General features: G+C 51.3%; 12 protein-coding genes. All 12 read left to right on the forward strand.

Features of this window, described 5'->3' with window-relative positions; genetic code table 11:
* Nucleotides 1–32 precede the first annotated feature (32 nt).
* The 12 genes from KSX81_RS07580 (at nt 33) to KSX81_RS07635 (ending at nt 12,652) form a co-directional block, all read left to right on the forward strand.
* Entirely contained in the window at nt 33–1,628 is a 1,596-nt protein-coding gene (locus tag KSX81_RS07580; RefSeq protein ID WP_005816239.1) for a hypothetical protein, read from the forward strand.
* A gap of 30 nt (nt 1,629–1,658) precedes the next feature.
* Entirely contained in the window at nt 1,659–2,801 is a 1,143-nt protein-coding gene (locus KSX81_RS07585; protein ID WP_005816242.1) for a toprim domain-containing protein, read from the forward strand.
* Nucleotides 2,798–3,283 (forward strand): PH domain-containing protein, encoded by a 486-nt coding sequence (locus tag KSX81_RS07590; RefSeq protein WP_005816244.1) that lies wholly within the window; start codon nt 2,798–2,800, stop codon nt 3,281–3,283. Before KSX81_RS07585 ends, KSX81_RS07590 begins: the two co-directional genes overlap by 4 nt.
* Nucleotides 3,264–3,965, forward strand: coding sequence for a hypothetical protein (locus KSX81_RS07595; RefSeq protein WP_005816246.1), 702 nt, complete (start codon nt 3,264–3,266; stop codon nt 3,963–3,965). The genes KSX81_RS07590 and KSX81_RS07595 overlap by 20 nt, the downstream gene beginning before the upstream one ends.
* Before the next feature lie 17 nt (nt 3,966–3,982).
* Nucleotides 3,983–4,666, forward strand: a complete 684-nt coding sequence (locus tag KSX81_RS07600) for a hypothetical protein (RefSeq protein ID WP_005816248.1) — start codon at nt 3,983–3,985, stop codon at nt 4,664–4,666.
* Between the two features lie 93 nt (nt 4,667–4,759).
* On the forward strand, nt 4,760–5,422 hold the full coding sequence (locus tag KSX81_RS07605) for a hypothetical protein (RefSeq protein WP_005816251.1): 663 nt from the start codon (nt 4,760–4,762) through the stop codon (nt 5,420–5,422).
* 15 nt (nt 5,423–5,437) lie between these two features.
* Nucleotides 5,438–6,259 carry a M23 family metallopeptidase gene (locus tag KSX81_RS07610; RefSeq protein ID WP_005816253.1) on the forward strand — a complete coding sequence of 274 codons (822 nt, stop codon included), beginning with the start codon at nt 5,438–5,440 and terminating at the stop codon, nt 6,257–6,259.
* Between the two features lie 32 nt (nt 6,260–6,291).
* Complete coding sequence (locus KSX81_RS07615) at nt 6,292–6,564, forward strand: hypothetical protein (RefSeq protein ID WP_007897422.1); 273 nt, start codon at nt 6,292–6,294, stop codon at nt 6,562–6,564.
* 9 nt (nt 6,565–6,573) lie between these two features.
* Nucleotides 6,574–8,373 carry a hypothetical protein gene (locus KSX81_RS07620; protein WP_217719280.1) on the forward strand — a complete coding sequence of 600 codons (1,800 nt, stop codon included), beginning with the start codon at nt 6,574–6,576 and terminating at the stop codon, nt 8,371–8,373.
* Nucleotides 8,374–8,455: 82 nt separating this feature from the next.
* Nucleotides 8,456–10,912, forward strand: coding sequence for a zincin-like metallopeptidase domain-containing protein (locus KSX81_RS07625; RefSeq protein ID WP_005816257.1), 2,457 nt, complete (start codon nt 8,456–8,458; stop codon nt 10,910–10,912).
* A 4-nt stretch (nt 10,913–10,916) separates the two neighbouring features.
* A complete protein-coding gene (locus KSX81_RS07630; RefSeq protein WP_005816260.1) occupies nt 10,917–12,473 on the forward strand; it encodes a glucosaminidase domain-containing protein in 1,557 nt (518 codons plus the stop codon).
* On the forward strand, nt 12,470–12,652 hold the full coding sequence (locus KSX81_RS07635) for a hypothetical protein (protein ID WP_005816263.1): 183 nt from the start codon (nt 12,470–12,472) through the stop codon (nt 12,650–12,652). The genes KSX81_RS07630 and KSX81_RS07635 overlap by 4 nt, the downstream gene beginning before the upstream one ends.
* Nucleotides 12,653–12,700 lie beyond the last annotated feature (48 nt).

Genomic DNA, 12,700 nt, shown 5'->3' on the forward strand with positions numbered 1-12,700 from the left:
GAAGAGTGAAGAATGAAGAGTGAAGAATAAGTATGGCGATAAGAAAGAATACGAATCCCCAACAGATGGACCTGCAACCAGAGATGCGTGACTTGCTCATGCGCAATGGTATGCAGGCTCATGTGGTGAGTAATGGCAGCGGCTATCAGCTTGTGGTGCAAGGGCATGACAGTCCGCTGCTTACCTATAACATCACCGAGAAGCAGATGTTGGCTCTGACCGACTGGGGTACGAATCATGCCAACAAGTTAGCCTACAATACCTTTACGGGCATTGTGGGCAACGACTTCTATATGCCCAAGAACTTCGTTCATGCACGCAATGCCAACGGTCGTGTAGCTATGGGGCTGCACGGCTATCGTGTTGGTATCGGCGAGTATGGACGGATGGGGCGCATCGATATGCCACCACCCTTTTTAGGTTGGACACCACGCAGTCAGGAGGGATTCCATCTTCGCAGAGTTGGAGGACGATTGTTCTTCCCCGAAGCCCCGATTGTGCCTGAACGTTGGGACGGCAGAATGAAGCCTGGCGAATTGCAGAGCGGCGGTTATGGGTTCTATTATAAGGGACAGCAACAGAGTTATAGCCCTCAGCAACAGGATGTGCTGAAAGATTTGGAGGGAATCATAATGCCTTCCATCAGCCGCACGAGAAGCACGGAGCCAGCCAAGCCTTATAAGGAACTGATTACCTCGCCTGTCTATTTCACCAATGAGAAGTGGCAGGAGTGTCTGGCATCGCATGGCATCATCATTGATGAGAATGCGAAGACGCTGACCATTCAGTCGAACAGCGTCAATGCCGACATGGTGTATGACCTGACAGATGAGGAACTGAAGAAACTCACCTCCAACTCCATCAAGGAAGTGCCCGTCGTTCAACGCTTGGAACTGCTGAATGGCATCATCAAGGACGACTTTGCTGACAAAATCCTGATGGACACACTGAATAGCAAGGAGCGCATCGACCTGCATCTGCATCCCGAACTTGAACAGGAGTTGCAGCAGCGTCAGCAACAAGACGAGGAACGGTTGCTTCCGTTGGAAGAGGACGAGACTGTCAGACGTGACGTGTTGCAAGGCGATGCCATGGTGAGAGGTGAAGACCTTGCCTTGATTAATGAGAACAAGGGTTGGTATCGTGAGGGAGCGCATGGGCGTGAAGTGAAAGTCGGTGACATCATGGTGGAGAAAGTGCCTCCGATGGAGGGAGATAAGAAAGGCGAAGATAAGTATCGCATGACCGCCATTATCAATGGAGAAGCCATCACGCACGAAATCAAGCAGAAGGACTACGACAAGTTCTTGGCGGTGGATGACTACCATCGCATGAAACTCTTCTCCAAGGTTTTCAGTGAAGTGGATATGAAGACACGCCCCGAAACCAACGCCGGACTGGGCACGAAGATATTGGCGGCTCTGACGGCAGGAGCAGTCGTTACAGCAGAGGTGGCGCATGACATAAGCCACCATCATCACCATCCAGCCCCGGAGTTCTATGCAGAGCATCATGGCGGTCCACGTCCTTACTTCAAACCGGGAGTGGATTCGCCACAGGAGATTGCGGCAAGGTACTTTGAGGCAGAAGCAAATCATGTTGCCACGGAGATAAGGAGAGGATATTAACAATGTATAATTTACAATTTATAATTTATAATGAGTAGTGAACTGACATACGATGACTTTCTGGACAGGTTGAGCATACAGGAAGTACTGGTGGACGCAGGGTATCATCTGAACAAGAGAGATGGCTTGCGTTATCCGTCGTATGTGCGTACTGACAGTGAGGGCAGACGGGTGCGTGGTGATAAGTTCATTGTCACGCAGAATGGGAAATGTTGCTTCCAACCACCGCAGCAGAAGGTGTATAATGTCATTTCGTTCATCAAGGAGCATCCAGAAATGTTTTCAGAGAACAAGGTGGGAATGTCTCCTGACCGACTCGTCAACCTCGTCTGCAACCGACTGCTCAACCAACCCATAGAGGACAGACCATCGAAGATTACAGAACCAAGAAAGGACGGAAAGCCATTCAACCTGAATGACTACGACATCCACAAGTTCAATCCGCAGGACAGGGAAACGCAGAAAAGGTTTTATCCCTATTTTAAGTTCCGAGGCATCGACCTCTATACGCAGTATGCTTTTCATCGGCATTTCTGTCTGGCTACTAAGCATCGGACGGATGGACTTACCTTTGCCAACCTTGCCTTTCCGCTTGTACTGCCCAAGACACCCGACAAGACTGTGGGCTTTGAGGAACGAGGACGACCGAAGATGGACGGTAGCGGCGGTTACAAGGGCAAGGCAGAAGGAAGCAACAGCAGTGAAGGACTGTGGATTGCCAACCTCACGGGCGAGCCGTTGGATAAAGCAAGCGAAATTGTATGGTTTGAGAGTGCCTACGATGCCATGGCAGAGTATCAGATAAATCCTGTAAAGATGGTGTATGTATCTACGGGCGGCACACCCACCGAGGGACAGATGCGAGGACTTCTGTCCGTTACTCCCAACGCACGGCACTATTTGGGTTTTGACAAGGACGATGCAGGGCGGCAGTTTGTTGCAAACTTCAGGAAGGTGGCAGCAGAGATGGGCTTCCGTCACGAGCATGTGCAAGCCTATCATCCATTGGGTTGCTACAAGGACTGGAACGATGCGCTGCTCAACAAGAAATCAGCAGAACTGATTGCCAAGGGCGAACCAGATACCTTCGACTATGCCGAGTTTATCGCAGCCGGCAAGGCAGAGAAACAAAGGGAAAAAGAAGAAAAGAACACATATCATAGAAGCGTATGAGACAAGAAGATAATAGCATCATCACCTTGTGCCCCAGCATCGGACAGTTTTTCATCAACGAACTGCCTCTGTTGCTGTTGTGCGTGGCAATGCTCCTAATCGGAGGATTGCCCGGTTGTGCATATAGTACCCTGTTGCTTGTCTTCAGCCTCCTGTTCTCCCTCTGTTTACTCTACCGATTCATCTATCTGAGGAGTATCCGCTACCATATCGGGAGCGAGCAACTCATCTGTGAGCACGGAGTGTTTCAGCGGAGCGTGAACTACATGGAGTTGTACCGAGTGGTGGACTTTGCCGAGCATCAGACATTGATACAACAGTTATGCGGACTGAAAAGCGTGACCGTGTTGTCGATGGATAGAACGACACCGAAACTGGAAATGACCGGCATCAGCAACAGCTATGACGTGGTGAGTGTGATACGAACAAGAGTAGAAACGAACAAACGAAGAAAGGGCGTATATGAGATTACGAATAGATAAGATTTGGTTCATTGTCGTGGCATTGGTACTGAGCGTGCCGTCAGCCCATGCACAGATTGTGACTGCCAACCCTTTGGAATGGATGGCATTAGCAGAGGGCAACGAAGCCATCAACGGTGAGATAGAGAAGGAAATCAAAGGTCAGACCAAGACTGCCCTGTTGCAGAATACCATCGCCGCAGAGTTCACCAAGATACACGAATGGGAGAAGAAGTACAACAGTTATCTGAAAACCGCCAGTGGTTATGCCTCTTCCCTCAAAGCCTGTACCTATCTGTACGACGATGGAGTGAAGATATTCATCACCTTGTGTAAGATGCGCAAGGCCATCAACAATAATCCGCAAGGCATCGTTGCCACCCTCTCGATGAACAACCTGTATATGGAGACCGCCACGGAATTGGTGTCCGTCTTCACACTGCTGAAAGATGCAGTCGCCAAAGGAGGCAAAGAGAACATGCTGACTGGTGCGGAAAGGAGCAAGACGCTGTGGGCACTGAACGACAAGCTGAGTGCCTTCAGCAAGAAGCTGCATCGTCTTTATCTGTCTATACGATATTACACCATGACCGATGTGTGGAACGGCGTGACGGCAGGGATGATAGACCGAAGCAATGGAGAGATAGCCACCCAAGCCCTTAGCAGATGGCGCAGAGCAGGACGTATGACCATCAGTGATTAACGATAAAGGAATCAGTCATGAAGTATTTCATATCAATTGCCATTTTTATGTTTATATCATCTTTTGCAGGAGTGCGGGCGCAGAACGACCCGACTCTTGCGGGGATGATTCTGATGTACACCAACAAGGCGGAGAAAGAACTGAAGAATCAGGAGAAAGTGATGCTGCTACAATCCACCGGCCATATCTGGACCAAGGAGGAAGTGGAAGCCACTACCGACCTGCAGCGGGAGTTCAACAACTATCTGGACTCCTTCCGTTCCATCGTCAGCTATGCCGCACAGATATATGGTTTCTATCACGAGATAGGTCAGTTGGTGGACAATATGGGTGGATTGGTGGCGCAGTTGGATGCCCATCCTGCCAACGGACTTGCCGTAGCCCTGTCAGCCAAGCGCAACAAGATATACCGCGAGCTGATTATGAACAGCATCGAGATAGTTAATGACATACGCACGGTATGCCTGTCGGGCAACAAGATGACCGAGAAGGAGCGTGTGGAGATAGTCTTCGGCATCCGACCCAAACTGAAGAAGATGAACAAGCAGTTGAAGCGACTGACGAGGGCGGTGAAATACACCACCATGGGCGATGTTTGGATGGAGATAGACGAAGGGGCAAGACCCACCAAAGCGAACAAAGCCGAGATAGCAGCGGCTGCCAAGAGGCGGTGGAAGCAGGTGGGCAAGAACGTAAACTGATGGAGCAGCGAGAGCAGAGCCGAACTTGTTCGAGCTATGCCGAGTCGTGACAGAAGAAGACGAAGTCAAACCGTGATTAAAAAACGATAAGATATGGGATTTTGGAGTTCATTATTGAAATATGGTGGCAAGGCGGCACGAGGTACTGGCCATGTCATCGGAGTAACTGGAAAGACCTTAGGCAGTGCGGCACTCCACCCGCAACGCACCCTTATGGGAGCCGGCAAGGCTATGCAGACGGCCGCAGTGGGTAGTGCCGCAGGCTATGTGACATGGGAGAAGCTGACCACAGACAAGAGCGTGGCACGCATCGTAGGTGATGCTGTCATCGGCGAGAATGCCACGGAAGCGGTGGCACAAACCGCCAACGATGTGCAACGTCTGACGGGCAAGGCTGGTGAAGCCGTTGATGCGGTGAACACTGTAGCCGGAAAGATGGACACCCAGTTCAGCGGCATCAGTGATTTCTTTAGGAATATGTTCGGAGGCGTAGGATGCGACATGATAGGCAATCTCTTTGGCAATATCGGCAAGGGCAACGTGTCGGGTATGAGCATCGTCGGACTGGTGGCTGCCGCCTTCATGGTATTCGGACGCTTTGGTTGGATGAGCAAGATTGCGGGTGCCCTGCTTGGAGCGATGATCATCGGGAACAATTCTAAGGTGGCGCAAACTCTGCCTAACAGAGGCGGTACGTCTTCACATGGGCAGAACATGAAAGAAGCAGAGACCCAAAGCAGAGGGATGAAACGATAACCAATATACAGTGATATGAGATATACAGAAGAAATGATACTGCGCTCATCGAGCGGCTACTGTATGCCGTTTGAGGAGCCTATAAAGCAGGACGTGCAGATGTCCTTGGGTTACGGAGAGCAGAAAAATCCCGTGACGGGAGAAACATTCTTCCATCACGGCATAGACTTCTCAGTGAACCATTACCTGCTGTCGGCGGTGGCAACGGGAACCGTCTCTGCCATTGGGTCGGACGCGGAGCATGGCATCTACCAGACCATCCGCTACGGCAAATACGAAGTGACTTACAGGCATCTCTCCAATGTCTTCGCCAACTTCTCCCAAAGCGTCAAGGCCGGTCAGACCATCGCCATCAGTGGCGACCTGCTGCACATGGAGGTGAGGTTTGACGGAGAGGAAATCAATCCGTTGGAGTTCCTCACCATGCTCTACGGCAATATCAAGGCATTGGAGCACAATTCCCAAATGGGCATCAATGAACTGGACATGAACATCCCTTCACCCTACGACACCGACCGTCAGGAGATAGAGGCATTGATGCTCCGCTTCCTTCCCTCCTACTTCGAGGACCTTCAACAAGGAGCATACTCTCTGCCCGAACATACGGAGCAGTCGTTGAGAAACATCTTCTCGTTGGGAGCGAGCAAGCATTATTTCTACGAGACCATGCCGAGCATGGCTAATCCCTTGGGCATCGGCAACCGCTGTATGCCTTTGGCGACTAAGGTGCAGAACCTGCTCATTGCCGACTTTCTCAACTATCTTGCCATGCGACATCAGGTATATCTCTCCACGATGGACGAGGTGTTAAAAAAAAACTCCAAGAGCAAGCCCTGACGCATGACGGCATCATCGACCCTCTTGCCGACTTGGACGTGGATATCCAGAGCTTCGACATTCCGAGGATAGTGAGCGTCTATCCCGACCGGGCTGGCGTGAGATGGTGGACAAAGGCATGGTTCAATGGTAAGGAAGAGGGGGAACCCTCCGTGGAGATTGAGGAACGTATGGCCGTGCAGTTCATCCACTGCCAAGTGGACAAGGACGCATGGTTGGAGGAACACTATCCTAAGCAGATGGAGATATATCACAATGCCATCGAGCAGACAAAGGAACAGATATTACAGCAGTATAATATATAAACAAGGTATATGGCAGTTAAGAACAGTCAGCGATTCGCAGAGATAGAGCGTCTGATGGGCGACTACTTCGGGTGTCACCTTGCCCCCGTGATGGGCAGGGTGCAACGGGACTTGTCCAACAGACAGGCAGACGAGATGCGAGCCTACTCCAACAGTACGGCTGGCATCCTACGCTCATTGGCCACTGCCAATATGCCTGGTGATGACCCATACGCCACGCTGAAGATTACAGGCAAGTGGAACAGCAAGACCACCGAAGACTATCTGGCGATGTGCAAGGAGGCTATTGTCGGCAACAAGGATATGCAGCGTGACCTTGCCGTGATGGCTGAGGAATGGCGCAAGGCGGTGGTGACGGAGATAGGACGAGAGCGGTACGATGCACTCTCTAAACAACTCGGTTGTGATTTGGCATACGCCTATATCGATCACCGCATGGAGCAGCTGATGATAGAAAAAATGGTGAAAGACCGTATGCCAACATCTTCTGCCGACTATATCATCCGCAAGGCGGCACAAAGCAGTCTGTTCGGTCTGCCCTACGAACTGAACAAGTCACCCCTTGCCGCAGAGATAGAAGCCAAAGGAGAGGCAGCCTATAAGCCCTCTCGAACAGAGAAGGCAGCGGGATGGGCAGCCGGAGCGGGTGCCGATGTCGTGGCCATGGGAGGGATTGGCTCATGGGCAACCTTCGCCAAGTTTGTCGGTATCGATATGGTGATGAATGTCGGCATGGAGCACCTAAGCAAGAAAGGTAGCAGCCAAGAGGTCTGTGTCGAGGAGTGTATCAGCAAGGGAGTTTTCGGTACGGGCACCAACGTCTTCGCCTCATTCCGCAAACAGGCAAAAGTCATCAAGAACCACGAGAACAGCTATATCAAGGCTACCAACAGCCATTTCAAGAACAAGATTTCCACGAGCAATATCACTTTTATGGATTGGACGAAACAAACCGAGCAGACCTCTTTTCCTTGGAACAAAGGTACGTTCCTTGACCCTCAGAGAAACGAAGCAACCAAACGTACAGGCAAGTACAAGGATGTGCCCTTGATAGTTGCGCCTGGACAGGAAGACGAGTATCTGGAGGTTAAGGCGAGACTGGATGCAGAGGCTGAGAAGGAGAAGAAGGCAGAACCGAAAGAAACTCCTGATTCATCGACTGAAGAGGCAACACCATCTGTAGTCCAGCAGGAGGAAACAGCCTTACAAACAAACGAAAATGGATGGGACGGGCTGTTGCAGAGTTTTGGACTGAACGGCTTTTCAGACATCGGCAAGAACCTTGGTTATGTGTTGGCGATGCTGCCCGATGTACTGGTGGGACTGTTCACTGGCAAGACAAAATCGCTGAATATGGACAATAGCCTCCTTCCTTTGGCCTCTATCGTGGCTGGAATGTTCGTGAAGAATCCTATACTGAAGATGCTGTTGATGGGTATGGGAGGTGCCAATCTGCTCAACAAAGCGGGACATGAGGTGCTGGGCAGGAAACAGCAGGAAGGCATTGCACCTACAGTTAGTCCTGCTGCATCTCGCATTCAGTACCGCCAATATCCTGATGAACCACTCAATCCTCGTATCAGCAACCCGATGCTGCAAGGGCGGTGTCTCGTTGCCAACATTGACCATGTGCCTTGTACCATTCAACTGCCTGACAGTGTGATTGGGGCGCATCAGTCGGGGGCATTGCCGCTGAATACATTGGCTAACGCCATACTTGCCAAGAACGACCAGATGCGACAGATGGCAGCAATGCAGTACGAAGAGCAGGCACGGGAGAGCGTGGTGCGACCGAGGGGAATACAGTGAAGCCCGACAACAAAATTGTCGGGAACGGTGGCTTGGTAAGCCAATTATAGAATGTGATTGAGATAAACAAAAAGATAAAAGCATGAAAGAGAAATCAGAATTTGAGAAGCGGACGGCGGAGAAGCAGGTGTCGCTGCTCACTGAGGCACTGACGAGTGCGGTGGATGCCAAGGGACATTGGTTGAATGCAAGCGGCAAACTCTATCCGAAGCTCTATCCCAAGGGCTTTTCGGTCAGTCCGTTCAATGCCCTTGTCCTTGCCCTTGACTCCGATGCCAAGGGTTGCAAGAGCAATCTGTTTACGCAGTTCTCCGAAGCGAAGGCACGGGGTGAGAGCGTGAGGGAGCATGAGAAAGGTGTGCCGTTCCTGTATTACAATTGGAATAAGTACGTCAACCGCAACAATCCCGACGATGTCATCACCAAGGAGGCATACGCAGAACTGTCGGAACAGGACAAACAGCAGTACAAGGGAGTGAAAAACCGTGAGATCCGTGTGCTGTTCAATATCGACCAGACGCTACTGCCTATGGCTAACGAAACAGCCTACACTACGGCATTGAAGAAGGATGGCACGGTGGAGGATAGAGGTTATGGCGACAAGGAGGACAAGCAGCTGCATGGGTGCGTCAACGGATTCCTTCAGAAGATGAAGGACAACCTCGTGAATGTACGTCAGGACGGCACGGGTGTGGCGCACTACGACACCGAGAAGGATGTCATCTACCTGCCACGGCAGCGTGACTTCGAGCACTACAATGACTATGTACAGGAGATGATGCGTCAGTTGGTGTCTGCCACCGGTCATCAGCAGCGGTTGGCACGTGAGGGCATGGTCATGAAGAACGGCAAAGCCCCGTCGGAGGATGCCGTGAAGAAGGAACGACTCATCACTGAGATAGCTTCGGGCGTGAAGATGCTCGAACTGGGACTGCCTGCCCGTCTGTCAAAGGACAGCCTTAGCATGGTGGACTATTGGACGAGGGAACTGAAGGAAGACCCTTGTCTGATTGATGCCATCGAGAGTGAGGTGAACGGTGCGCTGAAGGTGTTGAAGAAAGCCGAACTGGGTGAAAAGGTGGAGTATGCCACCGACCAGCATCAGCGAGAGACGGCGCAGATACAGGTGCAGTTGCCCAACCACTACTTCGTAGCAGACGAAATCAAGCAGCATCCCAACGAGGAGCAGCGTACTGTGGTCATCGTGCGTGATGATGCCAGCAAGACCGCCGATGTGGTGCTGCCACAGGGTGCATCGTTGGAGGTGAACAACGAGATCAAGGGCATGAACAAGCAACGCTTCACCAATGCCTTGCAGAAAGAGGGTTATGACAACGTGCGTTTCTACAATCCCGACGGAGCCTTGGGCTTCCGTCCCGACGACAGTTATTTCGCCGACAAGAAAATCACGGTATCAAGACTGCGCAACTGGTCTATCGAAGACCTATCCTCGTTGGATGCTTCTGAGGCCGTAACCCACAGCCGTGACATCGGTTTCGACAATGTGCAGTTGGTAAAGGATGACAAGGAGCGGTGGGCATTGTACATCAAGCCCGAAGGTAAGGAGGGCTTTGCCGTCTATCCCGACAAAGGAGACCTCAATCATTTCTTCACCACCTTGAAGCAGTCGATGGACAACATCGAGCGTGTGCGTGAGGAACTGGCACAGAAGTATTATGCTATGGCAGAGGCGAAACCCGACCTGAAGGTGGACATCTTCGGAGGTAATGAGCAGGAGGTTGATTTGAACCGCATCCAGCGTGTGGCAGTATTCCGTGCCAAATCGGGCGAATGCCTGTGTGCAGCCACTATTGACGGCAAGAAGTTGCAGCCGAGAAGTGTCAGTCCGTCACAATGGCAACGATTGTGGGTGGCTCCTGACAGGGATTCCTACAAGCAGAACCTTGCCGCCTCGCTGTTTGCTGATGTATTGCAGAAAGACAACAATGTCGAGCAAAGTACACAAGAGAAGCAGGAAGAAGCGACGGAGGTGAAGCAAGCGGAGACGGCAATTGTCGATAAGCATGATGAACAGAAGGAAGTGGTACTTAAGGAAGATAAAAGCTCTGAACAAAGGGAAGAGAAGAAACAAGAGGAAAAGAAAGAAGAAAAGAAGGATGAAAAGGCTGTCAAGGCTGCTGTCTCTCCCCTTGTCCAACAATATCTTGACTTGAAGAAGAAGCATCCTGATGCCATTCTTTTGTTTCGCTGCGGTGACTTCTATGAGACCTACAAGGATGATGCGGTGAAGGCATCCAAAATATTGGGTATTACGCTGACAAAGAGCAATGGGCGCAAGGATGATGAAGGCAAGCCGTTGGCAATGGCAGGATTCCCATATCATGCCCTCGACACCTATCTGCCGAAGCTCATTCGTGCTGGTGAACGGGTGGCCATCTGTGACCAGTTGGAAATGCCGAAGCAGACAACATCATCGAAGCGTGGAATTACGGAGATGGTGTCACCTGGAAAAGAGACAGGAAAGCAGATGGCACAGGAAAGTCAAGAAACAGAACAACACACCAGTCTAAGGAGATAGGCTTATGGGAAAGAACGCAGCGTATGCCGCACAATATGCGGAGGAAGCCAAAGAACAGATGCGGATGTATGGGATTCCTGCCTCCGTCATCTTGGCGCAAGCCATACTGGAGAGCAGCAACGGACAGAGCCAACTGTCGCGCGAATGCAACAACCACTTTGGCATCAAGGCTACGGCATCGTGGTTGAAGAATGGCGGAGAGTATGGAGTCTATACGGATGATAGGCCCAACGAGAAATTCTGTAAGTACAAAAGCGTGGGTGACAGTTATGAGCATCACTCGCAGTTCCTGAAGCAGAACAAGCGTTATGCGCAGTGCTTCACGCTGTCGCCTGACGACTACAAGGGATGGACGAAGGGCATTGAGCGTGCCGGCTATGCCACGGGCGGCGGTTATGCTGCAAGTCTGCAGCGCATCATTGAAGCCAACGGACTGGACAAGTATGACAGTGAGGTGATGGCTGAGATGCGGGCAGAAGGTCGGTCGTTCGGGGTGGAGAATAATCCTCGTAGAGAAATGCCTGCTGCCCATGTACCGCAGTCTGCCGGGTATTCCTTTCCTGTGGAGCGAGAGGAGTTTCTCTTCATCACCTCGCCTTTCGGCAATCGCCAGGATCCGATGGATGCCACCAAGCAGCAGATGCACAAGGGCATTGACATCAAGACGAACCATGAGGCGGTGTTGGCCACGGAGAACGGCGGCAAGGTGGTGGCGGTGAACCATAATGCGAACACGGCAGGAGGGAAATCCGTCACCGTGGAATACAGCCGTGAGGATGGCAGCAAGGTGCAATGCTCCTACCTGCATCTGTCTGACATAGCAGTAAAGGTAGGTGACGTGGTTAATGCCAGTCAGAAGTTGGGGGTGTCGGGAAATACCGGCACCAGAACCACTGGCGAGCATCTGCATTTCGGAGTGAAGAGTGTATCGGCTGACGGCTCAAAAAGGGATATGGATCCAGCCGCTTATCTGGCAGAAATCGGACAGAAAGGCAACATCAAGCTACAGGCCCTGCATAACGGCAATGACCTGTTGGCAAAATACAAGAGCAATGCGCCACAGGAGCAGAAGGTTTCGTCGGAGGACTGGATGAAGAAAATCCTTTCCTCGGAGGACAGCGGCGTGGGCATTTCGGGAACGAATGACCCTATACTCGACATGGCGATGACCACCTTCATGTCGCTGATGATGTTGGCAGCGCAGATTGACAGCAATGATGAGGAACGACAAAAAGGACTTATCTCTGCCATGGCAGCCAACCGGCTCGTAGATTTGACCTCGCTTGTTCCAGGCATGAGGCAATGCACCATTACTGTGGGTGAGAACGGCAAGACTGTGCTTCATGCAGAGAGCGGTACGGTGAAGATTGACCGTGAACTGACCTCCTCGGAGATGAACCGCCTGTCGCTCATTTTGGGCAATGCCAATCTGTCGGAAGAAAGCAAACGGACGAAGATTGCGGGAATGGTGACAGGCATCGTGGCGACACAGCAGGCTTCGCAGAACTTCGAGCAAGGGATGGAGGCTGAGAGTCAACAACAAAATCTGCAAAGGAAATGAAAAGGATAGCAAGTCATCTGTGTACATTGCTGGTGGGTATGGTAGCTGTGGCAGGACACTTCATGCTTACCCAATGGCTTTTCGGTCAGACCGTGGCCATCATCTATCTCGGCTTCCAACTTATCATAGCAGCGTGGATAGTCTATGAACTGATACGTGCGCTAGTATATGATGATTGAAAAGAGATTATTGTCATTGCTAAGACATTTCACTTGGACGATGGATAT

Origin of the sequence: Bacteroides sp. MSK.18.37 (assembly GCF_019129155.2) — a bacterium.
Classification (GTDB): domain Bacteria; phylum Bacteroidota; class Bacteroidia; order Bacteroidales; family Bacteroidaceae; genus Bacteroides; species Bacteroides ovatus.

Excerpts from the sequence above, each read along its gene's own strand:
- KSX81_RS07600 (WP_005816248.1), top strand. The coding sequence starts at position 3,983 with ATGAAGTATTTCATATCAATTGCCATTTTTATGTTTATATCATCTTTT.
- KSX81_RS07630 (WP_005816260.1), top strand. The coding sequence starts at position 10,917 with ATGGGAAAGAACGCAGCGTATGCCGCACAATATGCGGAGGAAGCCAAA.
- KSX81_RS07590 (WP_005816244.1), top strand. The coding sequence starts at position 2,798 with ATGAGACAAGAAGATAATAGCATCATCACCTTGTGCCCCAGCATCGGA.
- KSX81_RS07620 (WP_217719280.1), top strand. The coding sequence starts at position 6,574 with ATGGCAGTTAAGAACAGTCAGCGATTCGCAGAGATAGAGCGTCTGATG.
- KSX81_RS07635 (WP_005816263.1), top strand. The coding sequence starts at position 12,470 with ATGAAAAGGATAGCAAGTCATCTGTGTACATTGCTGGTGGGTATGGTA.
- KSX81_RS07580 (WP_005816239.1), top strand. The coding sequence starts at position 33 with ATGGCGATAAGAAAGAATACGAATCCCCAACAGATGGACCTGCAACCA.
- KSX81_RS07605 (WP_005816251.1), top strand. The coding sequence starts at position 4,760 with ATGGGATTTTGGAGTTCATTATTGAAATATGGTGGCAAGGCGGCACGA.
- KSX81_RS07595 (WP_005816246.1), top strand. The coding sequence starts at position 3,264 with ATGAGATTACGAATAGATAAGATTTGGTTCATTGTCGTGGCATTGGTA.
- KSX81_RS07610 (WP_005816253.1), top strand. The coding sequence starts at position 5,438 with ATGAGATATACAGAAGAAATGATACTGCGCTCATCGAGCGGCTACTGT.
- KSX81_RS07625 (WP_005816257.1), top strand. The coding sequence starts at position 8,456 with ATGAAAGAGAAATCAGAATTTGAGAAGCGGACGGCGGAGAAGCAGGTG.
- KSX81_RS07585 (WP_005816242.1), top strand. The coding sequence starts at position 1,659 with ATGAGTAGTGAACTGACATACGATGACTTTCTGGACAGGTTGAGCATA.